General features: G+C 61.9%; 30 protein-coding genes. 1 reads left to right on the plus strand and 29 read right to left on the minus strand.

Features of this window, described 5'->3' with window-relative positions; genetic code table 11:
- The 5 genes from AC1DUU_RS04095 to AC1DUU_RS04115 form a co-directional block, all read right to left on the minus strand.
- A partial coding sequence (locus AC1DUU_RS04095; protein WP_476782139.1) for a DNA adenine methylase occupies positions 1-268 on the minus strand: 268 nt, incomplete at its 3' end.
- Positions 269-451: 183 nt separating this feature from the next.
- Positions 452-688 carry a hypothetical protein gene (locus AC1DUU_RS04100; RefSeq protein ID WP_476782140.1) on the minus strand — a complete coding sequence of 79 codons (237 nt, stop codon included), beginning with the start codon at positions 686-688 and terminating at the stop codon, positions 452-454.
- Positions 689-735: 47 nt separating this feature from the next.
- Positions 736-1,053 carry a hypothetical protein gene (locus AC1DUU_RS04105; protein ID WP_476782141.1) on the minus strand — a complete coding sequence of 106 codons (318 nt, stop codon included), beginning with the start codon at positions 1,051-1,053 and terminating at the stop codon, positions 736-738.
- A gap of 1 nt (position 1,054) precedes the next feature.
- Entirely contained in the window at positions 1,055-1,447 is a 393-nt protein-coding gene (locus AC1DUU_RS04110; protein ID WP_476782142.1) for a hypothetical protein, read from the minus strand.
- A gap of 12 nt (positions 1,448-1,459) precedes the next feature.
- Positions 1,460-2,206: an N-acetylmuramidase family protein gene (locus AC1DUU_RS04115; protein ID WP_476782143.1), complete on the minus strand. Its 747-nt coding sequence runs from the start codon at positions 2,204-2,206 to the stop codon at positions 1,460-1,462.
- A gap of 55 nt (positions 2,207-2,261) precedes the next feature.
- Here AC1DUU_RS04115 and AC1DUU_RS04120 point away from each other — a divergent pair, with 55 nt between their 5' ends.
- Entirely contained in the window at positions 2,262-2,561 is a 300-nt protein-coding gene (locus tag AC1DUU_RS04120) for a hypothetical protein (RefSeq protein WP_476782144.1), read from the plus strand.
- Here the strand turns inward: AC1DUU_RS04120 and AC1DUU_RS04125 are convergent.
- The 24 genes from AC1DUU_RS04125 to AC1DUU_RS04240 form a co-directional block, all read right to left on the minus strand.
- Positions 2,558-3,715, minus strand: coding sequence for a phage late control D family protein (locus AC1DUU_RS04125; RefSeq protein ID WP_476782145.1), 1,158 nt, complete (start codon positions 3,713-3,715; stop codon positions 2,558-2,560). The two genes, AC1DUU_RS04120 and AC1DUU_RS04125, sit on opposite strands and share 4 nt — an antisense overlap.
- Positions 3,716-3,729: 14 nt before the next feature.
- Positions 3,730-3,951 (minus strand): tail protein X, encoded by a 222-nt coding sequence (locus AC1DUU_RS04130; RefSeq protein WP_476782146.1) that lies wholly within the window; start codon positions 3,949-3,951, stop codon positions 3,730-3,732.
- A gap of 2 nt (positions 3,952-3,953) precedes the next feature.
- Positions 3,954-4,391 (minus strand): phage tail protein, encoded by a 438-nt coding sequence (locus tag AC1DUU_RS04135; protein WP_476782147.1) that lies wholly within the window; start codon positions 4,389-4,391, stop codon positions 3,954-3,956.
- A gap of 38 nt (positions 4,392-4,429) precedes the next feature.
- Positions 4,430-6,583, minus strand: a complete 2,154-nt coding sequence (locus tag AC1DUU_RS04140; protein WP_476782148.1) for a phage tail tape measure protein — start codon at positions 6,581-6,583, stop codon at positions 4,430-4,432.
- 102 nt (positions 6,584-6,685) lie between these two features.
- The gene (locus AC1DUU_RS04145; RefSeq protein WP_476782149.1) at positions 6,686-6,988 is read right to left on the minus strand and encodes a phage tail assembly protein; all 303 of its coding nucleotides are present in this window, start codon (positions 6,986-6,988) and stop codon (positions 6,686-6,688) included.
- 3 nt (positions 6,989-6,991) lie between these two features.
- Positions 6,992-7,504 carry a phage major tail tube protein gene (locus tag AC1DUU_RS04150; RefSeq protein ID WP_476782150.1) on the minus strand — a complete coding sequence of 171 codons (513 nt, stop codon included), beginning with the start codon at positions 7,502-7,504 and terminating at the stop codon, positions 6,992-6,994.
- A 54-nt stretch (positions 7,505-7,558) separates the two neighbouring features.
- Positions 7,559-8,782, minus strand: coding sequence for a phage tail sheath protein (locus AC1DUU_RS04155; RefSeq protein ID WP_476782151.1), 1,224 nt, complete (start codon positions 8,780-8,782; stop codon positions 7,559-7,561).
- 92 nt (positions 8,783-8,874) lie between these two features.
- The gene (locus AC1DUU_RS04160; RefSeq protein WP_476782152.1) at positions 8,875-9,432 is read right to left on the minus strand and encodes a DUF4376 domain-containing protein; all 558 of its coding nucleotides are present in this window, start codon (positions 9,430-9,432) and stop codon (positions 8,875-8,877) included.
- A complete protein-coding gene (locus AC1DUU_RS04165) occupies positions 9,432-10,919 on the minus strand; it encodes a hypothetical protein (protein WP_476782153.1) in 1,488 nt (495 codons plus the stop codon). Before AC1DUU_RS04165 ends, AC1DUU_RS04160 begins: the two co-directional genes overlap by 1 nt.
- 10 nt (positions 10,920-10,929) lie before the next feature.
- The gene (locus AC1DUU_RS04170; RefSeq protein WP_476782154.1) at positions 10,930-14,121 is read right to left on the minus strand and encodes a DUF4815 domain-containing protein; all 3,192 of its coding nucleotides are present in this window, start codon (positions 14,119-14,121) and stop codon (positions 10,930-10,932) included.
- On the minus strand, positions 14,121-15,257 hold the full coding sequence (locus tag AC1DUU_RS04175; protein WP_476782155.1) for a phage tail protein: 1,137 nt from the start codon (positions 15,255-15,257) through the stop codon (positions 14,121-14,123). The genes AC1DUU_RS04170 and AC1DUU_RS04175 overlap by 1 nt, the downstream gene beginning before the upstream one ends.
- Positions 15,257-16,099, minus strand: coding sequence for a baseplate J/gp47 family protein (locus AC1DUU_RS04180; protein WP_476782156.1), 843 nt, complete (start codon positions 16,097-16,099; stop codon positions 15,257-15,259). The genes AC1DUU_RS04175 and AC1DUU_RS04180 overlap by 1 nt, the downstream gene beginning before the upstream one ends.
- Positions 16,096-16,491, minus strand: coding sequence for a GPW/gp25 family protein (locus tag AC1DUU_RS04185; RefSeq protein ID WP_476782157.1), 396 nt, complete (start codon positions 16,489-16,491; stop codon positions 16,096-16,098). Before AC1DUU_RS04185 ends, AC1DUU_RS04180 begins: the two co-directional genes overlap by 4 nt.
- The gene (locus AC1DUU_RS04190; protein ID WP_476782158.1) at positions 16,491-16,664 is read right to left on the minus strand and encodes a hypothetical protein; all 174 of its coding nucleotides are present in this window, start codon (positions 16,662-16,664) and stop codon (positions 16,491-16,493) included. Before AC1DUU_RS04190 ends, AC1DUU_RS04185 begins: the two co-directional genes overlap by 1 nt.
- 14 nt (positions 16,665-16,678) lie before the next feature.
- On the minus strand, positions 16,679-17,191 hold the full coding sequence (locus tag AC1DUU_RS04195; RefSeq protein ID WP_476782159.1) for a baseplate assembly protein: 513 nt from the start codon (positions 17,189-17,191) through the stop codon (positions 16,679-16,681).
- Positions 17,184-17,981, minus strand: coding sequence for a hypothetical protein (locus AC1DUU_RS04200; protein WP_476782160.1), 798 nt, complete (start codon positions 17,979-17,981; stop codon positions 17,184-17,186). Before AC1DUU_RS04200 ends, AC1DUU_RS04195 begins: the two co-directional genes overlap by 8 nt.
- Positions 17,978-18,361 carry a hypothetical protein gene (locus tag AC1DUU_RS04205; RefSeq protein WP_476782161.1) on the minus strand — a complete coding sequence of 128 codons (384 nt, stop codon included), beginning with the start codon at positions 18,359-18,361 and terminating at the stop codon, positions 17,978-17,980. Before AC1DUU_RS04205 ends, AC1DUU_RS04200 begins: the two co-directional genes overlap by 4 nt.
- 5 nt (positions 18,362-18,366) lie before the next feature.
- Positions 18,367-18,708, minus strand: a complete 342-nt coding sequence (locus tag AC1DUU_RS04210) for a hypothetical protein (protein WP_476782162.1) — start codon at positions 18,706-18,708, stop codon at positions 18,367-18,369.
- Between the two features lie 116 nt (positions 18,709-18,824).
- On the minus strand, positions 18,825-19,838 hold the full coding sequence (locus AC1DUU_RS04215; protein WP_476782163.1) for a major capsid protein: 1,014 nt from the start codon (positions 19,836-19,838) through the stop codon (positions 18,825-18,827).
- A gap of 11 nt (positions 19,839-19,849) precedes the next feature.
- Positions 19,850-20,233 carry a head decoration protein gene (locus AC1DUU_RS04220; RefSeq protein WP_476782164.1) on the minus strand — a complete coding sequence of 128 codons (384 nt, stop codon included), beginning with the start codon at positions 20,231-20,233 and terminating at the stop codon, positions 19,850-19,852.
- Between the two features lie 3 nt (positions 20,234-20,236).
- Entirely contained in the window at positions 20,237-20,776 is a 540-nt protein-coding gene (locus AC1DUU_RS04225) for a hypothetical protein (protein ID WP_476782165.1), read from the minus strand.
- A 1-nt stretch (position 20,777) separates the two neighbouring features.
- Positions 20,778-21,611, minus strand: a complete 834-nt coding sequence (locus AC1DUU_RS04230) for a S49 family peptidase (RefSeq protein WP_476782168.1) — start codon at positions 21,609-21,611, stop codon at positions 20,778-20,780.
- 86 nt (positions 21,612-21,697) lie between these two features.
- The gene (locus AC1DUU_RS04235; RefSeq protein WP_476782166.1) at positions 21,698-21,955 is read right to left on the minus strand and encodes a hypothetical protein; all 258 of its coding nucleotides are present in this window, start codon (positions 21,953-21,955) and stop codon (positions 21,698-21,700) included.
- A partial coding sequence (locus AC1DUU_RS04240) for a phage portal protein (RefSeq protein ID WP_476782167.1) occupies positions 21,955-22,997 on the minus strand: 1,043 nt, incomplete at its 5' end. The genes AC1DUU_RS04235 and AC1DUU_RS04240, both read right to left, overlap by 1 nt.

Genomic DNA, 22,997 nt, shown 5'->3' on the forward strand with positions numbered 1-22,997 from the left:
GGCGTTGCAGAATCCGAAACAGCGTAGTGACGTCGCCGGAGCGATCGTTCACGACCTCGCAACGAGGGGCGAGTTTCCTGCGAAAGAACACGCCGCCCATGCCGACAAATGCTTCAGCATAGGTGCCATGCGGGATCTGCTCGATGATTGCGGCCAGTCGCTGAGCAAGCTGCTTCTTACCGCCGATATAACTCGCCGGCGGTGCCACCGGCATTACAGTGTGGAAAGGGAAGGTTTCCTGCATTGGAATCTCGCGGATTTCTGCCATTGTCCGCGCGCCTGCAAAGGCAGCGGGTGCGGCATTGATCCTTGGGTTGTGCTGGGCGGGATCATGTCATCGGCTCCGCCGTCCGGAAGCGCCAAACTTCCGGGCCGCCCGTTAGCTTAGGGCGTGCAAAAAGAACGCCGCCCATAGGGCGGCGTCTTGTCTTGCTGAAGATACGCAGTAGCGTTATTCGGCCGGCGTGAAGTCCAGATAGTAGGACTTGCCCAGTTCGAAGGCCTCGATCGCCGAAGGATTGGTGACCACCATTCGCACCTCGCCCGACGGTGTGTATTTCGACCAGGTCTTGTTAGCCGGATCGTCCCCGTAGAGCGCCATCAGGCGGATCTCGGAATTCACCTCGTCCGGTCCTGAAGTATGGAACGGAGTGATGGCAACAACCTTCATTTTTGCTCGGACCGTCATCGGTCTTCTCCTTGCTTGATTTCCCGGTACCGCCGGGCGCGGATTTTTCAACTTTCCTGTTTGGGTCTGAAGCGACGCACCAGGACATCGAAGGCAAWGTCCGATATCCACATGGCACAGACGCCAATCAAAAATGCCGTCGCATGGGTGGCAGCTGGATCATCGGGCAGTGGCCAGTTGATCGACCGCAGGTAATAGACGGTCGGCATGGTCAGATATGCCGCCGCAATAGCGCCGCAGATGGGCGAGGCAAACATCTCGCGGAGCTTGTAATGCCGGTGCGATAGCGCCCGCAGGACGCCGCCGAAAAGGCCTGCCGCCAGCACCGAAGCCTTGATGCCGAGAAGGTCGAAGAAGTCCTGCATTTCAAGCTCCGAATGGCTTCTTAGCGATGAAGCGGCCGTAGAGTGACCAGACCGACCCAACGAGGATCAAGGCTGGCTCGGTATAATCCATTGGGGTGTTCGGCACGTCGTCAGTCCACAGCCGAACGATCAACGTCACAGCGCCAAGGAGCACGGCGAGAGAACCCTGTGCCACGCGAGACTGATAGGCGGGCTCGTTGTTGGTCGCGTGCCGTTCGCGCGCGGCCAGCTCGTCCCTGACGGTTTCCGCCACGACCTCGCGAACGGCCGGAACATCCTGCGGCTCGAGGGATATTTTTGGATTGCCCGCCACCTTGTCGAGCACCTTGCCGATGACCGTATCGAGCACCTTGCCGGCGATAAGGGGGCCAAGGAAATTCTGTTGCTGAGACATGGAAGCTTCCTTTCAGGAAAAGAGCCACGACAGGATGCGGGAAAGCCAACCGCGCGCGGGCTCGGACGAAGACGCGGTGGCGCGTGATGTGGACGGCGCAGAGGGAAGGGGCGTCGAGACAGGGGACTCGACAGGCGTTGCCGGCGTATCAGGCGACCATGGGGTGTCCTTGATCCGGCGCCATTTGGCAAAGGCTTCGGCCAGCTTCGTGTCGTAGCGGTTCTGGCGATAGCTCTTTCCGTTGTAGCCGAGCGCGAAACCGGCCCAGTCGTGCCGCCGCAGCTCGTCATCGAGCTTGTTGGCCAGGATGAAGTTGACCGCGGCTTCGAGCTGCAGTTCTTCATCGGCCATCATGGCGCGAACCATGTCCTGTACCGATACGAAGCCGGCCGCCTTGTGGTTTTCACCGAGAACCTGCGCCAGGCCCCATGACGCTGCTTTGAGTGCCGCCGTCTCGTCGATGTCAGCGGCTGCGCGCAGGCGGGGATAGCTGTCGCGCGGGTAAGGCATGGCGCCCCAATTCTTGTAGGCGAGACCTTCCTTGACCGCCCGGTCGCGCGAAACGCCGGCAAGGTTGCGATAAAAGACATGCGGCTCGAAGAGGATGATCGGCCGCCCCTGATCGTCAAATCCTCTGCCGCGCGTTTCGACGTCGAGGAAGGCATGCATCTCGTCTTCGCCGACACCCAGCCTGTGCCCGAGTTTTGGCAAGTCGATATCGTCGAGGCGCTTCGCAGCGCCGCGGAATGAGCGGTCCATGTCGTGTTCCTTTGGTTTGACGGCTGGTCTAAAGTTCGCGCCCGATGAGGAGCGGATGACACTGAAAAGCAGGGACGCGTTCGAGGAGATCGAACAGATGATCGAGGCGCTTCAACCCAAAGGGGACGAAGCCATGTCGCGCATGCGCAGGCTTGTGCTGCGCGCCACTTTGCATGTCGCGCCGAGCTTCGAACTGGCCGGCGCTATCTATGCCTTCGAGGTCGCGTTCGACGGCATGGCGGCTCTCGCTGAAGAACCGGCCGACAGCGACATCGAATTCAACCGCTCGCTCGCACGGCAGAAGCTACGAGAGTTGCGCGGCATCATCCGCCGCCGCGGTCCGGTGCTGCATTAGTTCATGTCGGTCGAACCGTAGCGGCGGGCAGGGACGCCCGCTCCCGCTGCGGTACCGGGCGCGCCGGCGCTGGAAGATTTCCCTGGCGACGGTTCCGGGGATGAGCCGCTTCCAGTCCCGCCGGTGGCATTCGAACCTTCCGCCTTGCGGCTGTCTTTTCCAGCACCACCCTGCGGCTGCTTCAATTCCAGGCTTGTGGTCGAACCCCCACTGCGGCTTGCCTTGTGGCGCACCGAGACAATCCGGTAGGTGGCATCGACACCAGGGCGTGCACCTGTCAGGTGAAACGCCGCCTCGGCCTGCGCCTCTGGAGCTATATCGATTTCAACAGAGCCCTCGCCACCCTCGCGCTCCGCCTCGCTTTTGCGCGCCTTGCCAATGCCCTTGGCCTGCTCCGCATCCTTGGCCGGCGACCGGATCACATTGACCGAATCGGGAAGCTCCCTGTCGAGTTCGAACTCGATTTCTTCAGATTTGAACTTCGCCTCGTCGCGGTCGAAATAGCTCACCTTTGCCTTAGTAAAGGTTCGGCGCCCGGTGAAGGGAGCGATGTCCCAGCTGATGACGTTGCGGCCGACGACACCCTGGACCGACGGCATCCCCGCCTCTTTGCCACGCGGCATCAGCACGGCCACATCGCCGCTCTTGCCAGCCCTGATCTTGAACGTGGCATTCAGCTCGCGTGCAATGCGCTGGCCAAGGTGCACGAAGCTTTCGCCATCGGCCGACCAATAATCGCGCTTGATGCCGGCGAGATCCTCGTCGATGACCAGGCCGCCAAGACCAGCATGCCGCGATGCCTGATCGAGAAAATCACCGAGCTCCGCATCGTCCTTGTGGAACGACTGCGGTTCCTTGGCCTTCCCGCGGCTGTCCATGCCCTTGGCGCTGACCTTCAACAATCGCCCGCCGCCCCGGCTGCCAGACGATCGAACGCTGTCTACCGTGCCGGAGAACACCTGCGCACCCTGGAGCAGAACGCGCAGTTTTGCTCCATCCTTGGGCAACAGCGCCATGCCGTCGGTGTCGTCGAAGGTGAGCGAACATGTGTCGGAAGCCGTGCCGTCCTTGTCCGTCACCTCGATGTCGATCAGAAACGGCCGCATGTTGGCGGTCGTATCGACGCCGTCTACGAAGACGGCCCATGAAACCATCCAGGGCATCGCATTCAACCKAACAGTGAGACGACGCGCCGGGACGTCGTGGAAGTATCGATCAGGTCGGGTAATTCCACCACGGTGCCCAGCGGCAGATATGTCCCCTTGGCCGCAAGGTTCTGGTTTCGGTCGAGGGTTTTTTCGACAAGCGAGCGGCCGCGGACGCCAAAGCGGCGCCAGAGCAATAGGTCGAGCGTGATGTTTTCGCCGCGAACGGTGATGGTTTCGGTCATGGTCAGCGCCCCGATCCAAACAATGACAACAGCCCGAAGATAATCTGCTGGCCCGATCCCGCATCGGGCTGAACGCGGGTCATGGTGATGGTATGCGCCACCGTGAAGCCGACCCCATTGCGTGCAAGATCGCGGTGGCGCTCGCTGATCTTGGTGATGGCAAACCAGCCCATGCGCTGGCCGTCGCCGCGATGCAGGGGAAACCTCGCGCCGGCGCGCCGCATGCCGTGCGCGATCTCGAGCTGGTCGAGGCCGCCGATCTTTGTCGGCAACAGCTGTCCGGAGAGCACGATTTCGTCTTCGCCTTCGCCACCGAATTCCTTGCCGGGAAAGGTCCCCATCAATGGCTTGGAAATGATGTCGGCGCCGGCGTCGCGCGAGACTTCGTCGACATTGAAGGGGCGCGTATCGATCGCGAGAGTACCGAGCATGTAGAGCATGGATCACCAGCCTTGAGGTCAGTTGGACGTGACGGCGGTCACATCCCCGGTGAATATTCGAGATCCGCCTGAACGCCCGAGACAGCGTCGCGCAGCTTCGCTCCGAATTCGCGGGCCAGTGCCTCGCCGTTGGAAGCTTCGTTCACCGTCATTGAAACGGAGACGTTGATGTTGGGGCGCGGCGGCGGATTGGTGATGGTCACCTGCGGGTTGCCGGAGATCGATACCGGCGGCGTGCCCAGGATCGAAACCTCTTTCGGGCTGCCATCCTGCGTTGGCGCTGGCTTCCCTGGTGCTATCGAGGGCGGGGAACTCGCTGAGCCGACGCGCATATGCTCGCGGAAATCGAACCCCGGCTCGGCAGCCTTTCCAAATAGGAAACCCTTCCAATCGATGGAGCCGAGAAGGCCCTGAAGTGCCTCTCTCGATTTTCGCTGGTTTGTTTCTTTTTCCTTGAAGGTATCACCCGGTGTATCGCCAAGTCCTTGCACCAAAGACGCCCAGGAGCCGATGAGACTAGAAAGGCCTAACGCTTTGAACCATCCGGTAGTCCCGCCAATTGGCGCTGTCGGCGTCGTTTTCGGTGCTGCTGTTCCACCTTGCCCGCCGCCTGGAAATCCGGTCATCCAACCGCCAACCTTGCCCATGCCCTTCAAGATGCCCCAGGCTGTCGATGCGCCGGTGAGGAACAGCATCGCCTTGGCCAGTTTCATGACCGACCCCGCAAAGATGCCGATACCGACAGCAGCCAGCATGAGCTTGAAGCCGTAGCCGCTCATCTCACCGAGAAACTGTGCGAGTGGATTGTCGCGCAGTGCGTCAGAGAATTCACGAACGGAAGCACCGTATTCGCGAAACCGCATGAAGATCCTGCCGAGATCGTCCGCCGCTTGTGCCCCGTCAGGAGCGCCCAGGAGCAGGTCGGAAATGTCGTTGACCATATCGCGGATGCCGCCCTCATAGCCCAGGCCTTGCGCGAACGCCTTGGCGGCGGTGCCCATCTGGTCGAAGATCGTCGCCCGCTCTCCCAGCGTCGCCATCACGTCGAGAATGCCGAACATGCCTTCATTGATCGAAGGCAACCACTTGTCGCCAAGCCCGATGCCGATCGCGGCGACGTTGTTTTTCAACCGTTCCAGCGTGTTTGCTGTGGTCTCGGCACGCCTGCGATACTCTTCGAAGGCCGAGCCGGCATATCTGGCGCTGTCGCCAGTCTCGCCGAGCAGCCGACGCAACTCGGTCGAGTTTTTGAACAGAGGCGCCAGCGCCCGCGCCTCGTCGCCGAACAGGGCGCCGGCGATGGACATCTGTTGCCACTCGGGCAGCTTCTTGATCCGATCGAGCACATCAAGTGTGGTTCCGACCGCGTTCTTTTGCATGCCCTTCGCGGTTTTGGTGGCATCGAGCCCAAGCTCCTTGAAGGCCAACCTCTGCGATTTCGTGGCGCGCGTGCCCATGGTCAGCGCCTTACTCATGTTGCGGAACGATGTTGCCGCCACTTCCGGCTCGAAGCCCGAGCCGATCATCGCCCCGCCGAAGGCCAGAGCCTGCTCGGCCGAGAAGCCTGCTGTTTCTGCAAACGCTGCAACACGGTTGGTATATTCGAGCAGATCGGGCGAGTTCGCGGCAGAGACGTTGCCGACGTGGTTGATCGCGTCGGCGAGGGCTACGGTTCCCTTTACGTCGCGGGCGAGCGCGGTCTTGATCTTGGCCAGGGCTTCTCCGGTCGCGTCGACAGGGGTTTCCCACGCCGTCGCAATCTTAGCCGTTGCCTCCGCGAAGCCCTTGAGCTCTTCGTTGGCGATGCCAGATTGACCGGCCGCGGCATAGATCTGGGCGAAACCATCGGCGGCGATCGGTATGTCTTTCGACAGCGCCAGGATGTCGCGACGCATGTTCTCGAACTGGCCGTCCGACGCGTCGATGACCTTCTTGACGTCTGCGAAGGCAGACTCGAAGCCCATCGCCGCACCGACAGTTCCGCGCATGCCTTCACGCACGCCGAAATAGGCCGCGCCATACATCGCCAACTGTCTGACGACACCGCCGAGCGGTGCCGCCATCATCGCCTGGCTCTGGCGAAAACCATCGCCGCCGGCCCTCAACTGGCGCATCACGCCTAAGATGCCACGGGCAGGCCGTGACACGCCGTCGACCAGGTCGACAACGAGCTTACTGGTGAGTGTGGACATTGAGGGCCTTCATGACGCGATAGACCGCATCCCTTTCCCTGATCGCATGGGAAAGGCTGTAACGGTCGACGATGTTCCGGGGCGTGCTGGTATAGTGGGAAATCAGGACGGCGAGGTCTCGCCATTCTCCGGACCGTCCTCCGATGCGTTTCCCAGGTGGGCCTTCGTCGCCAAGAGAATCCTCTTGAGGTCTCGGGCCTTGACGCGCTTGAAGGTCGCAAAGGCAACCCCAGCCATCGAGGCCAGAAGTGCGGCTGTCATTGCCTGGTTGCCCCCGCCAGCTTCTTCCGCGGCCATCTCGGCGGCGATCATGTCGCCGACTTCAGGCTCCCGGAAACGAAGAGTGGTCAGCTCTTCACCGTTGAAGCTGACCTTCGTCAGCAGCGTGACATCGATCGTATCCATCGGTCAGGCCCCCAGCGCGCGGCGGTCGTCGGCGAACAGGTCAACGCCGTTGCGGCGAAGCACCCGTTCCCAGAAGTCGATGTACCAGAGCTCGACACCGTCGAGATGGAATTCGTAATGGGTCACCTCCTTGAAGGCGTGCGTACAGCCGACGAAGTCTTCGGGGCTTGCCTCATCGGGTGTCCACTCGGCGATAGCGCCCTCGATGATCGCGCGGGCAGGGATAGCCTTGTTGGTTTTCTTGTCGCGAACCGACGCCGCAAAGGTCCACCGGTCCGAAACACCCATGCCGTCGAATATCTCCGGGTCGAAACCCTTGATCTCCATAGCGGGCTCCGGTGCTTCGATACGGGGCTGGACGAAGTCGGCGGCCATGACGCCGCCGCCCGGATTGTGGCTCGAGGTGACGAACTTGATGGCCGGGATCGTCAGCTTCGAGATTATGGTTGCCCGCGAGGTGCCGACGCGCTGGGCACGGCGGACGTCGACGGCAGTGAGGAGATAGAGGGCCTGCATGGACTTGTCCTTCTAAAGGTGCGGGAGAGGGGAGCCGGTCGCTTTTTGGCCGGATCAGGACGACGCGTTGAGACGCGCGATGATTTCTGAGACCAGCCCTTCGACTGCCGGCCGCCAGCGGCGGATCTCGTGGTTGGCGACCTTGAACGCCGGCGCCGGCTCGAGCCCGAGATTGACAGCGAGGTGGCCGAGGCGGATTTCTTCGGGGCTGTTCTTGCTGGCCCTGAAGTCGACGTTGTAGCCAAGGATGTCTTCGCTGGCCTTGTGGTCGCGGCACATGAACTTGATCGAATTCAGCCATGCCTCGGTCATGTCGGCGGTGATCTTGTTGCCGAGGAACTGCCGGGTGATCTGCATGATCTTGACGGTCAGATAGTCGGCGCCGCGCACCTGGTGGATTTGCTTCCACAGTTCGCCGGTCTCGGTGTTGTCGGTACCGATGAACACGAAGCCGCCGTCTGCGACCGAGCCGTCCACGCCGACTTCGCCTTCGACGACGATCGAGACTTCGCTCTCCAGCATCTGCTGGCCTTCGGTCGAACCGTCGAGCAGCGAGAACGGGATCTTGCGGGAGACACCCGCCAGCCCCTGGATCGGCTGGTTGGCGATCGGGTCGAATGGCTTGCCGCCGTGATCGTTGTCGTTGCGGATGAAACGACCGATGATCCGGGGGCCCATCGGCCGCGTCACCAGTGTCACCCCTTCATAGACCCGGGCGGCAACGCCGATGGGCATCAGGCGCTGCGAGTTCATGGTCTCGCGCGCATCGATCGCATTCGCCGCGGATGTGTCGTCGACATCGACGGCCGAGATGGCGAGCAGCCTTTCGCACGCCGGCCCCAGCGCCGCAACGACGGGGTTGACGGTGTTGAGGTCGACGCGCCACGACGTACGGCCCGCCCAAACCAGGCGAGGGGTTCCATTGACCGCCGAAGGAATGCTGCTGGCGCCACTCAGTACGTTGACGATCGCGGCCGACGTTGCCGCAACGTCTGCACCTTCAGCAACGCGGACGACGGTGATGTCGGCGCCGGCATTGAGACCGGAGAGCTGGGTGTTGATACCCTTGACCGCATCGGCCAGATATCCGGTACCGAGTGCTGCGAGCGCATCCGCATCGCTCGAGGAAAAGCGGACAGGTGTGTCCACCGGGAATTCCACGTTCGAAGCGCCTGCCGAGCTCTCGATCAGGAGAGCTTTGGAAAAGTCGGCGCCGATGACCGGTACAGGCTCGTCGCTGGGCCGCAAGAACGTCATGCCGAAAGTCGGTGCCGACATCGGGTCTCTCCTTTGAAAATGACCTTGCCGAAGGGCCGATCAGGCATAAAAAAAGCCCGCCGAAGCGGGCGGGCTTGGTTGGTGAGACTGGTCTAAGTGTTCGGCGGCCAGCCGGTATTGATGTCGATGGCGGCCACCTCGGCTGCAGTCGTCGCGGCCTCGATCGCACGCTTGATCGCGAAAGCAGCGAAGATGTGTGCCTTCTTGTGCGCCATCGCTGCTTGACCGAGCGCAAAAACGGTCTGCGCGTCCATGGGTGTCATGCTGTTGTCAGCGGCGATCCATTGGAAGTCCGCATCACCGCCATGCCAGCGTAGATTGCCGGGCTGCGCGCCACCCACCATCGCGGCTAGCGCTGCAGTCGATGAGCCAGCGAGGTTTTCACGATCTTCCGGTCGCGACTGATAGAGGATGGGCGGTGTGCCGARCGTGAAGCCCGCAGATATGCGCGCTTCCTTATCGGCTTCGACTAAGCTGACCTTTTCCGCCTTGGTCTCATCAAGGGGCTTGAAATAGGGCGTGATGGTGTCGCCTGCCGCCACCTGCGCCATCAGCCGCGCGTAGTCTGAGTTGTCCGGATTAGGAGGGACGACCCACCCATCAAGGCGGCGTATGGCCCCATCCGACATGTATTGGCCGAGAACTGCCATTATAGCCTCGCGTTAAGATGGACGTTTCGGTCGGATACTCCGTAGTACCCGGTGGCGCCTGAAATCATGTAGACGCGCGCGGACTTCGGAGAAGATGTGCCATCCACCCCGAAGGTGGATGCATTGCTAGACGAACCGCCGCCTGCATCCAGGTTCGATGGGAGGGCTCGCATCACCACCGGGAAAGTAAGTGTCTCGCCGTGATAGGCACCCGCCGCGTATGCGGAACTCACTAAGTAGATGACATGCGTCTGAAAGTATCGCTGACACCGAATGAGCTCTCGCTCAAAGTCCGGCTTTACGTATCTCGGGAATACCCCCAAACTGAAGATATCCGCATACGCGCCGACATCGAACAGTTCAAAGATGTTGCTAGAGCCCATCCCATTACTGGTTGAGGCTGTACCCATGAAGTTGCCAGCCTGCCATGCATTGGCAGTTGTCTGGTAGGTGCTCCCGACCGCCAAGGCGATGCGGACATTGATGCCGACGCCTGTATTTGTGAGCCAAACGCCGGACGTGTCGCCGGGAAAGATCAAAGTCTGTTCGGTGTCGGTGTTGGCCTGTCCGACGCCTACCGTAAACTCGCGGACATAGCAGCGGTTCGCTGCGCTGTTCATCGCTGAGACTGCATAGGTTCCCGCAGGCCCTTTGAAGCCGAAGCGCATAAGGAGAGGCTTTGCAGCCGCTGTGCCCCATTTCAAGTGGGCGACCTTGGTACCCTCGATGGCGTGGCGGAAGCAAAGGAACTCACCGGCGGAAATAGTGGCGTCAGCCACGCCGATTGAAATCCTCGCACGGTCGAGCGAGCCGTACGGTGTCGTAGACTGGACCCTTTGCGCGGAAGTCACGCCGGGGGACGAGGTGCGCAACACAGCCCACTCGTCCGCGACATAGTAGCTATCGACACCAGAAGCCACATTGCCGTTCTGCTGGCTGTGCTGGAAGGCTCCGTTGACGATGAGGTTGCCACCGAGCGCCACCATGTCGAGGCCGGCAACATCGGCAACGTTGATAGCGAGTGCCGCCTTGAGCGCAAGCGCAGATATCGAGCCCGCTAGGCCGGCGACCGAGACGACCTTGAGGCCCGCTTCGATGGCCTCCGATAGCCCCTCGATATCGTCAGTCGTGTGTTGATGGTTGCCGATCGCAGCAGCGGCCGACATGACTGACCATTGGTCCGGCCCCTTGACCAGGACATAGCCTGCGGGCGCCGCGTCGGCGCCGACGACGTCCGATAATTCACCGATCCGGAAAGTCTTATCGGCCGCCATCTTATTGGCGAGGGCTTCGACCAGGCCAACAATGCCGCTGATTCCGTGGTCGTGACCGCTATTCGACTTCAGGGCGATAGCATCAGCATGGGTCTTCAGGATCCCGTCGATCTGATGGCAGGCGGCTATGAAAAGGTCGATTGCGTCATCGACATTCTCCTCCGGCACCGCATCGCGGCTCGGGGTCGAGAGCAAGTAGTGTTCGGTTGCCATGTCTGTAGCCCTACCTGATGGACGCGCCGAGCTCGCCGACGACCAGACGTGCATCGGGGCCGCCGTTGCCGGTAATGCGCAGTCGTCCCTGAACTGCCGTGATTATCGTTGCCTGGTGTTGCCGCTCGACCCAGAGCGGGAACGTCAGCTGCTCGGTGGCGACCAACGGCAAGGCCTGCCAGGTGCCATCCGCCTTGTCGTACTCGATCGTCACTGTGGCGCCGCCGGGCAGGAACGTCTTAAAGTAGGCGGTCAAGGTGACGTTGTTGCCAAACTTGAACGCCTCGGTGATGTACGTGGCGGTGGTTGCGATCTTGCCGGCGAGCAGCTCGACGGGCGCGAACAGGATCGGCGACAGCTTCTCGGTCCCGGTGAGGATCGCCTTGAGCTGCACGGTCTCGGTGATGAACTCGTTGAGCTGCAACACCTGGAACGGCAACAGCCGCCAGACAGTGCCATTGGTGCGATGGATCTCGAACACCACCGAGCAGGCCGCCGAGGGCAGCTCCACGGCGGCGCGCACCTGCAGGTCGCTGCACTGGACGAGGTTGAACGAGCCGAGCTCGACCGTCTTGGATGTCACAGGGTACCTTGCGGCAACCAGGCGGAAAGCTAGCGCCTCGCCCTGATGCGCTGTCCAGCTCCGCCCGTTGACGCCATCCGAACGCGGGCCGATGGGGTACGGATGCACGGTCACCTTGCGCTGCAAGACGGGATCAAAGCCGCCCAATGCCGCGATGGAAATCGAGTGCGCCGAATCGTCGGTCTTGATGACCGCAGCGTGGTCACGGTCCGCCGGCGTGGTCACCGGCAGGGGATACCTGGCCGACTTCCAGCCAATCGCTGCGCCGGCCATGGGCACGAAGCCCTCGCCTATGACGTTGACCGTCGGGATGCCGTTCTCGACCGTGACCTGGTGAACAAGAATATTGTTCGCCAGGTTGCCAAGCGCGCAGAGGTGGAAGTCCACGCCGATCAGCTGGCGCATCTCGGGCAGCATGAAGTTCTGCGCTTGGGGATCGCCGCCCCTGTCATTGAACCTGATGCCGCCGCTAGGTGGTGCCGGCGGGCGGGCCTGCCAGCGCTCAATGGTGGTGGTTCGGCGCATGACATCAACTTCGATGGTGCCTTGCCCGGTAAACATGGCCTCGGCCGAACTACCGCCACGGCCGATGGCGCGCACTGTCTTAGTGCCGGCGGTGATGTTGGCAGGGATAGTGAAGGTGCCTGCGATCTCGCCATTGGCATCTCCAGTCTGGACGCCTGCCGGCTTCACGTTGACCGAGTCGAACGTCAGCACGTCGAGGATCTCGCCGCTGCCGAAGCCAGCAATCCTGAAATTGACCAGGATCGAGCGCAGGAACTCAGCTTGCTCGTTACGCTGGTCAACAAGGCGATCCTGCGCATTGACCGTCTGCAGTGGCCCCGTGCCACGCTGCACGCCGCGCTGGAACTCCAACGTCTCAGGCGACAGCCAGTCGGTGCGAGAGACCGTCCAGAAGTCCGACGCCGGCGTGAGCTTGAGAGCACCAGGCAGGGGCACGAAGTTGGCGTAGGGATTGATCTTGACGCAACCCGTCTTCAGCGACTGGTCGACGATGGTCTCTTCGACATAGTCCAGCGTTACCGCATCGGTAAGCGTCGTTTGGAAGAACGTCGTCTCGATGGGGAGCTGCATAAACCCGTCGCCGACCGCGGCATTCTGCGGAGCGCCTGCGTCTCGCATGCTGTCGTCGATCATGGGGTCGACGAACATGTTCTTCTTGGCATTTGGATCGCGGGCGTTGATGCCGGTCTTCAAGCGCTCCTGCTGGATGAGGCGGTCGTGGTCGCTGATCGTATTGAAGAACCGCCACATGTCGGCATAGGTCGGGGCGCGAACGCCGTCATTCTTGACTGCCGGCTGGGTCATCCAGTCGTTGTAGATCTGACAAAGTGGCAGCACGTCTGCCGGCGGAACCGGCTGCATCGGATTTGCGCGTGCCGAAACGCCCTTCACATACGCAATGCTGCCGTCCTGGCGAAGGCAAAGCATGTCGGTACGAGGGAGCTTGTAGGTGTGGGCGACAATGATGTCGCCGCCGGTGGCACCGCCTGAGACCGTGATCGAACGGTCGGTGAAACTGTCCGCCGTCACTTCGGTTCGGTACCGATACTTGACCGAGTAGGTGCTGCCGCCAGACGGCTCCGGCCCAACGGGCGCCCAATCGACACCGTCGCCAGTTTTGACCCAGCTCGTGTCCTTGGCGTAGGTCACGCCAAGCTGCTTGRCCTCGACGATCTCCACGACGCTGGTGTCCGGCAGGCCGTCAATGCCGTGCGCAGTCGCGCCGCGCGTGACGTTGATGGTGCGTTCCTTGGTCAGCAAGATCTTGCTGATGGAGTCGATCGGGAAATTCGCGACCTGGAACGTGACGCTGGCGCCGCCCGTGTAGATGTGGGTTTCGCCAGGAACTGCGCCGACGTCCCAAACCTCCGGCTCGGCATGACGTAGAGCTGCAAAACGGGTGACCTTGAAGCCCATGATGTTGGCTTCGCCCTGCTCTACCGAAAAGACCTGGTTGCCGGCATCGGCGCCAAGGGCGGTCACGCGGCACCCGGACACGATGTAGTGGCCGTGCGGGCGGTCGTAGGCCGCCAGAGCCTGTGCCATGCCCGAAAGCTGCGGCGGAGGCGTCTGGTCGAGGATCGTGCCGTCCTGGAGGAGATAGACCTGGTGGAACTCACCCAGCCCGCCATCGCCGGCATGTGCCCATGCGATCGTAGCAACTTCGCGAGCGGCTCCGTCTTCGCCTTCGGCAAGAGAGCCTGGAACTTGGCCCTCCAGACTCTCATCGTCATCGGCCGTGATCCAGTTGCGGGTCAGGCGCACGCCAACCTCAACGCGGCCGACCATGGGAATGCCCGAGAGCACCTTCTCAACAACCGGGAACGTGTCGCCGGCCACATAGATCAGGCCGGCGGTCAGCGTGACGGTTCCTGCAGTCTGGTCGACCACAGCGGAGGCTGCCTCGACCCGATCGCCATCGTTGGCAATGAGGCGCCCGAGACGGTCGTGCCGGCCTCGGATGATGTCTTRCAGGTCGTTGAGTTCGGCGCCCTGGATCAGCGGCCGCCGGCCGTAGAAGACGACAGACTGCTGCTCGGACTTACCCTTGGCGCGGGCAAAGGCGTTCGGCAGCCCGCTCTCGTGTTCGAACATCAGAACCTCACAAGGAATTTGACCCGCTCACGCACGGTGCGGCGGAGCGGAATGGAAACAGGGCGCTCGGCTATTGCCTGGCCACCCACGAGTTCGTCGGCCTGAAGCCACTTCTTGCCCGGCTTGATGCCAGGCGCTGGTGCGGCGTTGATTACGAGCGAAACGGAAGCAGCGGTGACGCCGTCGGCGTCATCGAACTGCGTCATTGCTTCGATGTAGACGCGACCGCCGGAGGGCGATGGGTCGTAGCTGTTGCCGCCATGAAGGTAGGCACCCTCGGCCTTCACGTTGACTGGCCGCACGGCACGGCAGCGCCGATAGCCAATGACCACGCCGGCGGCATCGCGGAGGCAGAGATAGACAACCCTGCCGGCAAACCAGCCAGCCATCAGAGCGCGGCGCTGGACCTCGGGCGAAGCAGCCCATGGGAAGGTCGCACCGACCCATGGATAGGTCATCGCGATCCAGTGTAGAGCACCCGCCTCGCCGACCGGATCCAACCAGTTGCCGATGGCCTCACCTTCAGCCTGGGTCAGCAGATGGTCGAATTCAACTTCGCGTCCGAATGACCAAATCGCGCCTTCCGGGAAAAGCCGGGTGCCGGCGGTCACCTTCACGCCGCTCTCGAAATCGAGCATCGATCCGTCAAGCCGAGAGTGATCCCCCTCGAGGGGGCCGACGTCATAGAGGTGGACGCCGCGCCGGAACTTGGAACGCAATGGCACCGACAGCGTGACGATGCCTTCGATCCGCTCGAGATCCGGAGTGTCGTTGGTCGGAAGGGCTGGAAACCGCAGCTGGAAGGAGTTCCAGAAGCGGCGCTCCGTGGAAGCCTCTTCCAAGGCGGCGGTGTAGCCCAGCCAGCCCAGGCCCATTTCGATCGCCCGCGGCGTGCCACGAACCCGTTGCCAATCGATGCCGGCGTCGAGCAGCTGGTAGAGGTTGGGCAGGTACGGCGTGAGCTCGCCGAGGCCGTACTCTTCAACCAGCCACGGCAGGAATGAAGGAGGCCTCGTCAGCAGCTTGGCGCGGCGAATGCTATCGATAGCCGAGATCAGCTCGGGCTTCGGCGCGGTGGATTCGGATATGCAACGCTCAAACTTTGTCGCATTCCCAGGCAAGAGGACGGGGAACATCAGTAGTCCCGCCCAYGATAGTTGATGGAAACCGCTCCGATGGCGATTGCCTGACGGAAATTCGCGACAACGGTTCCGGCAGGGAGCACCAGCTCGATGCGCTGCACGCCTGGCCGCATCATTGCCGAGGTGAGCCAGGCGGTGGTCAGGTCGCGGCCCAGAGACATAGTACGGCTCCAAGCGTCGCGCAGGGCGGGCTCTATCTGCCCCACCACGTCGGCGCTGGCCTCCGGCAGCAGCCAGACGTCGGCCGAGACGTTTGCGATGATCTGCGCGGCCGCCTGGACCGCAATAACGTCGTTGACCATTCTCTTCGCCGGGTCGTCGAGTGCGGCCTGCACTTTTGCAACCAGGGCCGGGTCAGCAACGCCACTATTGTCGACCGAAAACACGGCGACGTTGATGGTTGGATTACGTCCGACGGTGTAGATCGCGACATCCTTGATCCGAAGGTCAGCCCTCATCGCGATCGCTTTGTATCGTGGCTCGGTACCGCCTGTTGAGCGCCCCTGAATTTCAAGAACTACGCGTAGCCGCAGCCTGTCGTCCGTTTCGCCCGGCATGCGGACCACGTCATAAAAGGCGGCCAGGTAGTCGAGGTCGCTGTCTATGGCGAACGGCAGGATGTTCGCCCGCGCAACGTCATTTGCTCGCGCGCGCAGCAGAGTCTCGCGATAGGAGTTTTCTTCCAGTTCAATTTTGACCGGATCGGTTTCGAGGTTACCGACGTCATAGTCGACACCGGCGCTTTCAAAACGCCCCTTGATGTCGGCAACGCGCCCGGTGAGGATCGTCTCAAAGTCCAGCTCTTCAATAACCTGCGGTTTTGGCAATTCGGTCATGCCGTCACCACGAAGTTATCCTGTGCCAAACGAAGCGAAAAAGTAACGACGCGTTCGACGCTAAGATCGCCGTGATGCCCTCGCGGCCGATAGTCGGCTTCAATGACAAAGCCTGCACTGCCCAACCTGATCTGGTCTGCGGAACCGCGGACATGGATCTTCCGGACGGCAAAGCGTGGCTCCCACAGGTCGATCGCTGTGGCGATCAAGGTCTGGAACACCACGAACAATGACGGCGTCATCAGGCGGCCAAGCAATTCCGCGATCCCGGCACCAAATTCACGCCGCATCACGCGCTCGCCGATCCTGGTCGTCAGAGCCACTTCGACGCCCTGATAGGCGGACGCAAGATTGTCGATCACGTGGCCTGTGCGTCGATCGATGCCAACCATCAGGCGTCGTTTTCCTGCTTGGCTGGCTTGCTCTTGGTCGCGGGCGCAATGCGGCCGTGATCAAGGTCGAAGCGGGCTTCGTCCTCGGTCAATGTGATCTTGCGGTCCCCGGCCACACGCATGCCATTGACCCATTCAATTCCGTCGAGGACGAGAAATAAGCTTTTCGGCATGCTGCTCTCCATGATCAGGCAGGCGCATCGGTTTTGCTGCCGCCGCGTTCGACACCGCCATGGACATGGCTGTCGTCGATGGCCGTGCCGTTGTGACGGACATAGCCACCCTCAAAATCTCCATTGCCCCTGACAAGCAGATCGCCATCAATGGTCAGTCGACCGGCTTTCACGGACGCGGTCAGACCGAAGGCTTTGAAGATGTTCATTGCCAGATCCTCGGAAGGCTGGGGGTTTTGCCCCGAAAATCCGGCTCGAAAAACCACGCCCTGGCGAGCGTCACCACTCGGGTTCATAACGCCGACGATCTGGCCCTTGGTCAGCGGGAACCAGGTGCTGGTGCCTCCGCCAGATTCCGGATGCGGATACCAGGGCGAAAGGAACGGACCGTTCGGGCCGTCGCCCAAGTTGAGGCGATAGCCCTTCTTGGGGTCAATTATTTCAACTGGACCAACCTTCATTGAATTGCCGAAGGCTGTCTTCAGCATCTCAATGTCGGCCTTCATACCGACCAGGATGTCAAACATTGGCGTCGACCGAGACGTCTAGGCGACCGTCGGCTGAGATAGTTACGCTGCTGAGGTCTTCGGGCCCGAGTGGAGCAAGGCCGAGTGCTGTTACTTCGTCACCCGTGAGGCCAAGCCGACGCTGCAGTGTCTGCCAGTCCGCATTGGTGCCCGTCAGCTGTGCGCGGATGAATGCCGCTTGCGTCCGCATGTCTTGGTCATCAGAGGCCTCGACCGCCGCCAGAAACAGCGCGAACGGAGTATCGGCGGCAAGGGGTTCGCCCTTTACCGGATCTTCGATCAACTCGGCGATGACCTTGATCTGCTGGCCGGCCAGGCGCTGCCCATCCACCACGTTACCCGCCCGTGCGCGCTCGACCTTTACGATCCGGCTGACGAACCCGCGATACAACTCTGCCCAGGCGCTATCAGGATCGGTGAGTATATCCGCTATCTGCCGTGCCAGCAGGTCGAGCAAGAACTCCAGCGCCCTGTCGGTTGCGGGCACGCCGACACCGACGATAAGGCTCACGCCAGCGGCGTTGGTTTCGGTCATGGCCGCGGTAACGCCCATCTCGAACAGGATCTCGGTTTGCCCGTTTTCCTTCATCGACCGGATGTCGATGTCAGTTGCCTGAGCAGCATCCGTGTAGACAGCCAGAAATGGCTTGTCCTCGCTGGTCCGGATTGTGCCGTCACCTGCGATGTCGAGCACGCCGATCTTGCTGTCGTGTACGTTGTCGCCGACGAGCGTCCGGCCCTTGAGCGCCTCGACGAGCACGGTGCGGGTCGCGATACGGACAAGGCTCATGCTTCGCTCAATTCGACAATGTGCCTGGTATGGTTCCGGTCATCGATGTGCACGACCTCGAACCATGGCTGTCCCAACCGGTTCAAGGCACGTACCTTGTCCTTTGGCCGCAACACGATCCCGGGATTGGCGACAGGGTCGATGTGAAGCTGAGACTTTCCCGCCGCGAGGCGCGTGCGCCAACTCTGGGAGAAGCCACCCGCCATATTGGTCGCGCCCTTGGCGCCGGTCCGCAGCGGCGCCTCGATCTCAACGCTGGGCCGGCTGGCATCCGGGCGGCCGTCCGGGCCGAGGAACGACAAAAGGACTCGTTCGGCAAAGCGCTGGTCGACCTGGGCAAGGACGCGGTCGCGCACTGCATGGAAACGTGCCGGGGGCATGTATATCAGCCCGTGGCGCTAGCCAGCTCGGCCTCGGTCTGGGCGAGCACAGCTTCGGCAGCAGGCTTGTCAGCCATGTCAGCGGAGGCGAGCGCGGTCTTGGCCGCGTCGACCTTTTGCTGTGCCGCCTCGATTGCCTTGTTGGCAACGTCGTCGGACTTGTCCTTGCCCTTCTTCTTTTCGAGCTGGGCTTCGTAGGCAAAGCGGTCGTTGATCAGCGACTGGCCGTAGGCCGACGGCACCTCGAACGGTTCATGCGCGTTCAGAGGCTTGTCCTCTTTGACGCCGAGAACCGCGGCAGGAATGATGCCGCCATGGCGGAATGCGATGCAGATTTTTTTGGACATTTTGCGTCTCCTTCATCTCGGGGGAACGCGGCGTTCGCGCTCGCCGGAAACGAAGCGGGGCCGTCAGCCGGCCCCGTCTTCTTTTGCAACTGCCGCGCCGCGCAGCCGGCCACCGATCAGGTAAGCGTCAGCTTGCGCAGCGTCTTGGGCTTGGTGCAGAGATTGATCGGGTTCGTCTGTACCTCGATCTCGCGGCCTTTGCCGTTGGGCTTCTTGTACTGCCGCATGTAGAAGGGCAGGCCGATCGTGTTGACGGTCTCTTCGTAGTCTGCCGGAGCGAACCTGGTGATGAAGAGATCCGGCACGCCCTTGACGATGACGCGGGCCTCGTTCGCTGCGATGTAGGGCGCCCCGAGATCCGTGGTAGCCTTTGCCCCGGTCTTGTAGCGCTCCCAGGTTGCCCCACCGAACTGGAAGATATCGGGCACATCCTGCCGCAAGATCGCTGCGCCGTCATGATAAAGGAACGTATCCTGGATCGACTTGTGCAGCCACATGTCACGGTGGAAGTCGCGACCCGTAAAGACGTGGAGACCGCTGTAGGGTTCATCCAGGTCGTCCTCGATCGAATAGACCACATCCTGCCAGATCTTGCCGACCTTGGTAGTTTCGACGTCGAGTTCGAATGACACCGGTGCCGGCACGGCAATGCCGAACCGGTTGTAAAGATCGTGCAGCACCTTACCGCTCTTCGAGGTGACGATGCCCTTGATGCCGCCGACACGCTGATGCTCGATCGTCATCGTCAAGTCCTGCGCGTGCCTCTTGCCCTTCCGCTCGACACGATCCTGGATCGTCTCGAGCTGGTTCTCGGTGCCGAAGGCGCGGACGTTCTGGACCTCGTCGGCATTGACCGAGTCGTCGCGCTGGAAGTGGTCGATATCGAAGGGAATGAGCGAACGATCGTCGTCGCCCGTGGTTTCGCCGGGGCCGCCGCGTTTGCTGGGCTCGACCAGGCTTAGCTTGCCGTTGCGTTCTTCGATCGAGATGCGCGTCGTGGTGACGCCGTCCTCTTCGAAGATGCCTAGGGCCGAAACCTGACCTGGGCGATACGGCTCGCTGTTGATCGAGGCCGTCAGAGATTCAATGGTGAAGCCATCACCATCCCAAATGTCTACCATTCCGGACATGGAAGTCCCCCTTATCGTGCGATGATGGTGGCCGCGGCAAGCTGGGTCAGCTTGGCGGTCCGCTTGGTGGCGTCGTTGACGGATGCGTCGAATACCAGCATCGGCGTCTTCACCTCGGCGACGCGCCTGATGATCACGGCCTCAACGTCAGCCGAAGTGGCATCGACGCCGTAAGCCAGGACTGCGCTGGCAGTCTCGGCGCCTTCCTTGCCGACGACTAGGGCATTGGGTGAGCCGACATACTTCTTCGATGCCGTGATCTGTCCCAGCACCAAGCCGGGGTCGAGCACACCGGCACCAGATGCGATGGTTACGACCTCGCGCGAGATCTTGCCGTTGCCTTCCGAGAGCACAAAGGCCAGCGCGCGCAGCCCTTCAACCTTTTTGTCGAGCATGGCTCAACCCTCCTGGGTCTGCTTGCGACGGGCAGCGTAAATGCCGCCGGTGTCGATGGTGGCCTTCTTGCTGCCCGGCTTGTCGCCGGACGGACGGGCATGCGGTGCCGCCGCTAGGCGCCCAGCCTCGTAGCCAGCCGCCTCCGAGCCCTTGGCAACGGATGCGGCGACATTGGCCGATACGAATGCGGCAACCTCATCGTCGGACATGCCCGGCGACTTGGTCGCCAGTTCCAGCGCAGCGCTCATGCGTCCGGCATCGCCTTTGACGCCCTCGGCGCCGAGCGCCGCCGACAGACGGTCGGATGCCGCCTTGGCGCCTTCTGCGCGACCGGTCTCGGTCGCGGCTTTCACCGCGGCGTCGTGTTCGGCCTGTGAAATGCCGGCATTCTTACTGTCGCCGCCGGCGGGCTTTTGGTCTCCAGACATTTTCACGTCCTCGGGTTGGGGCGCCGCGGCGCCGGTTTCGCCCGTGTTCGGGCAATCTTCGGCCGCGCTCGCGAGGACTGCCTCGCGAACCACAGCCAGCATGGTTCTGGCCATTTCAGTGTCTCCGGTTCACTTCCTTGATGAAGGCGGCAAAGGCCTCCTGCGGATCGGCGACCGCGTCTACGAGACCAAGCTCGAGGGCCTCGTTGGCATCATAGGACTGCGCCTCGGTCTTCAGCGCCGCAGCCTTCGTCATGCGGGCACCACGGCCCTGTCCGACGACGGCGGCAAACCTGTCGCGCATCGTCTCGACTTGTGTTTGCCAGCGGCCACGAAGTTCAGCTGGCAGAGGCAGGAAGGGGCTACCTTCGACCTTGTGCTTGCCGGCATGAATGAACGTCACCTTGATGCCGTCCTGCTCGAGGTTGCCGCTGAAATCGGCATGCATCATCACAACGCCAATGGAGCCGGTGCCGCCAAATTCCGGCATCACGATCTGGCGCGCCTGGCTGGCGAGCAGATACCCCGCGGAATAGGCATAGTCGGTCAGAATCGAGATGGTCGGCTTTGCCTTCGACAGGGCGCGCATGGCCGACGCCGCCTCGAAACCGCCATTCACCATTCCACCAAACGAGTCGACCTCGAACACCACGCCCTTGACGTCGTCACGGTGCGCGCGTGCGATCTGCGTCTGCAGGCCCTGGTACGATGTTTCACCGGACGAGCTTCCGATCCAAGCGCCCTTTTGCACCAAGGTGCCCTCGATCGGTATGACTGCTACGCCTTCGATCATGTCGAACGGAGCAACGCCGGCACGATCATAAGCGCGCCCAAGGCGATCGCCGACGATACCGGCGGACGGGCGCCCATTGGCAAAGGCCGTATGCTCGACCGATCCCTCGCCATTGACGACGGTGATAGGGAAACCGGTAAGGCGTGGGCCCAACATGCGCACGACCGTTTCCGCTTTGCGCGGGTGGTAAAAGTGCGGCTGTTCGAATAGCACGCTGCAGATGCGATCAAAGGACATCGGTTTTACCTTACGAAGCGCATGGTTTTGGCAAAGCGTCGACGCTCGCCGGAAGCCATGAGGCACTGGCCTTCGTAGTGCGAGACCAGCTCACGGAGCATGGTCACGTTCGCGCCGCCGTAGCGCATTTCGTCCTCGCCGAACCGGGCAACGGTGATCGTGCCGCCGGTGGCGACCGTAATCATCGCCGATCGCAAGGCCTTGGCGATGTCGCAGGGCTTGCTGTCGTCGACCTGCTGGCCATTGATGTCGATCATGGCCATTAGGCTTTCTCCAGCTTCTTGTTGCTAGGTTTTTCCTCGTCATCCGGCTCGGGTTTTCCGCCGCCCGTCGCACGTACGAAGGGCGAAGGCATGCCGGCCGAGAGGTATCTCTTGTGCTCGCGTTCCCGCTGCTCGAACACCTCGTCGGGGTCCTTGCCATTTTCGGCGCATTCGTCCGCGAGCGTGCTGGTGCCGTTCTGAAGACGCTCGGTCGAGGCCTTGGCGCTTTTCAGATCATCCGCCGTCGGCTTCGCCGGCCCTTGCCAAAGGGCCCAGCAGAACGCTTCGCGGTGAGCGCGGAACACCTCGTATCCACCCTTCACCTGGATGCGGCCCTCTCCGACCTCCTCGTCGAACCAGCTCTCGTACGCTGCCTGCATGATCGGAGCCGCCACGCGTTCGCGTCGGCGTACGGCGACAGGGTAGATGGACGCGGTTTCCATCCGCACCGACGAATAGGTGGCATTCTCGTAGTTCAGTGTGAAACCGCCCATCGAGATGCCGATGGCGCGCGCCATTTCGCGAGACAGTTCACGGTTCACTGGCACAAAGTCTGGGCCGGGTGTCCGCGACGTGAGCATCTCGAGCTTCTCGCCGGGCGCGAGATGCGAAACCCGAGGATCACCGCTAATGGCGATCTCGCCTTCCGCGGCGCGCTCAAGCGAGCCAAGCAGGTAGCCCCGGAATTCGCTTTTGAAATCCTTGTCTTCGATGGACTCCAGGGCCTCGAATGCCTCCGCTGAAGGCATGGAGCTAGTCAGCGCGAACGCATACATCGTCTGCAGGATGCCGACCTGAATGGTGGTGTCGACGAGGATCTCTCGTTGGATTTCTCGCCGAAAGGCAGAAGCCAGGCGGCTTATCCCGCGCACATCCCCCGCGTCCATCGGGTCGAACGCATGAATGACGGCCTGCCTGCCATGCCGATCATAGGCTGCATGGTCGCGATGAACGACTATGCCGCTCTCTTTCTCACGCAGGCGGTAATATTCGGGGCGCCCATTGGCATCGTGAAACACGCCCTGGAAGAGGCCTTCTATCT

It is taken from the genome of Aminobacter sp. P4_H6_2, assembly GCF_056400805.1.

Coding starts and splice junctions, on each gene's coding strand:
- AC1DUU_RS04195 (WP_476782159.1), bottom strand. CDS start 17,191: ATGTTTGACATCCTGGTCGGTATGAAGGCCGACATTGAGATGCTGAAG.
- AC1DUU_RS04165 (WP_476782153.1), bottom strand. CDS start 10,919: ATGGCAACCGAACACTACTTGCTCTCGACCCCGAGCCGCGATGCGGTG.
- AC1DUU_RS04185 (WP_476782157.1), bottom strand. CDS start 16,491: ATGGTTGGCATCGATCGACGCACAGGCCACGTGATCGACAATCTTGCG.
- AC1DUU_RS04200 (WP_476782160.1), bottom strand. CDS start 17,981: ATGAGCCTTGTCCGTATCGCGACCCGCACCGTGCTCGTCGAGGCGCTC.
- AC1DUU_RS04115 (WP_476782143.1), bottom strand. CDS start 2,206: ATGGACCGCTCATTCCGCGGCGCTGCGAAGCGCCTCGACGATATCGAC.
- AC1DUU_RS04140 (WP_476782148.1), bottom strand. CDS start 6,583: ATGTCCACACTCACCAGTAAGCTCGTTGTCGACCTGGTCGACGGCGTG.
- AC1DUU_RS04230 (WP_476782168.1), bottom strand. CDS start 21,611: ATGTTGGGCCCACGCCTTACCGGTTTCCCTATCACCGTCGTCAATGGC.
- AC1DUU_RS04135 (WP_476782147.1), bottom strand. CDS start 4,391: ATGCTCTACATGCTCGGTACTCTCGCGATCGATACGCGCCCCTTCAAT.
- AC1DUU_RS04225 (WP_476782165.1), bottom strand. CDS start 20,776: ATGGCCAGAACCATGCTGGCTGTGGTTCGCGAGGCAGTCCTCGCGAGC.
- AC1DUU_RS04215 (WP_476782163.1), bottom strand. CDS start 19,838: ATGTCCGGAATGGTAGACATTTGGGATGGTGATGGCTTCACCATTGAA.
- AC1DUU_RS04175 (WP_476782155.1), bottom strand. CDS start 15,257: ATGTTCCCCGTCCTCTTGCCTGGGAATGCGACAAAGTTTGAGCGTTGC.
- AC1DUU_RS04110 (WP_476782142.1), bottom strand. CDS start 1,447: ATGTCTCAGCAACAGAATTTCCTTGGCCCCCTTATCGCCGGCAAGGTG.
- AC1DUU_RS04220 (WP_476782164.1), bottom strand. CDS start 20,233: ATGCTCGACAAAAAGGTTGAAGGGCTGCGCGCGCTGGCCTTTGTGCTC.
- AC1DUU_RS04205 (WP_476782161.1), bottom strand. CDS start 18,361: ATGCCCCCGGCACGTTTCCATGCAGTGCGCGACCGCGTCCTTGCCCAG.
- AC1DUU_RS04100 (WP_476782140.1), bottom strand. CDS start 688: ATGACGGTCCGAGCAAAAATGAAGGTTGTTGCCATCACTCCGTTCCAT.
- AC1DUU_RS04155 (WP_476782151.1), bottom strand. CDS start 8,782: ATGTCGGCACCGACTTTCGGCATGACGTTCTTGCGGCCCAGCGACGAG.
- AC1DUU_RS04235 (WP_476782166.1), bottom strand. CDS start 21,955: ATGGCCATGATCGACATCAATGGCCAGCAGGTCGACGACAGCAAGCCC.
- AC1DUU_RS04145 (WP_476782149.1), bottom strand. CDS start 6,988: ATGGATACGATCGATGTCACGCTGCTGACGAAGGTCAGCTTCAACGGT.
- AC1DUU_RS04190 (WP_476782158.1), bottom strand. CDS start 16,664: ATGCCGAAAAGCTTATTTCTCGTCCTCGACGGAATTGAATGGGTCAAT.
- AC1DUU_RS04150 (WP_476782150.1), bottom strand. CDS start 7,504: ATGCAGGCCCTCTATCTCCTCACTGCCGTCGACGTCCGCCGTGCCCAG.
- AC1DUU_RS04120 (WP_476782144.1), top strand. CDS start 2,262: ATGACACTGAAAAGCAGGGACGCGTTCGAGGAGATCGAACAGATGATC.
- AC1DUU_RS04210 (WP_476782162.1), bottom strand. CDS start 18,708: ATGTCCAAAAAAATCTGCATCGCATTCCGCCATGGCGGCATCATTCCT.
- AC1DUU_RS04125 (WP_476782145.1), bottom strand. CDS start 3,715: ATGGTTTCATGGGCCGTCTTCGTAGACGGCGTCGATACGACCGCCAAC.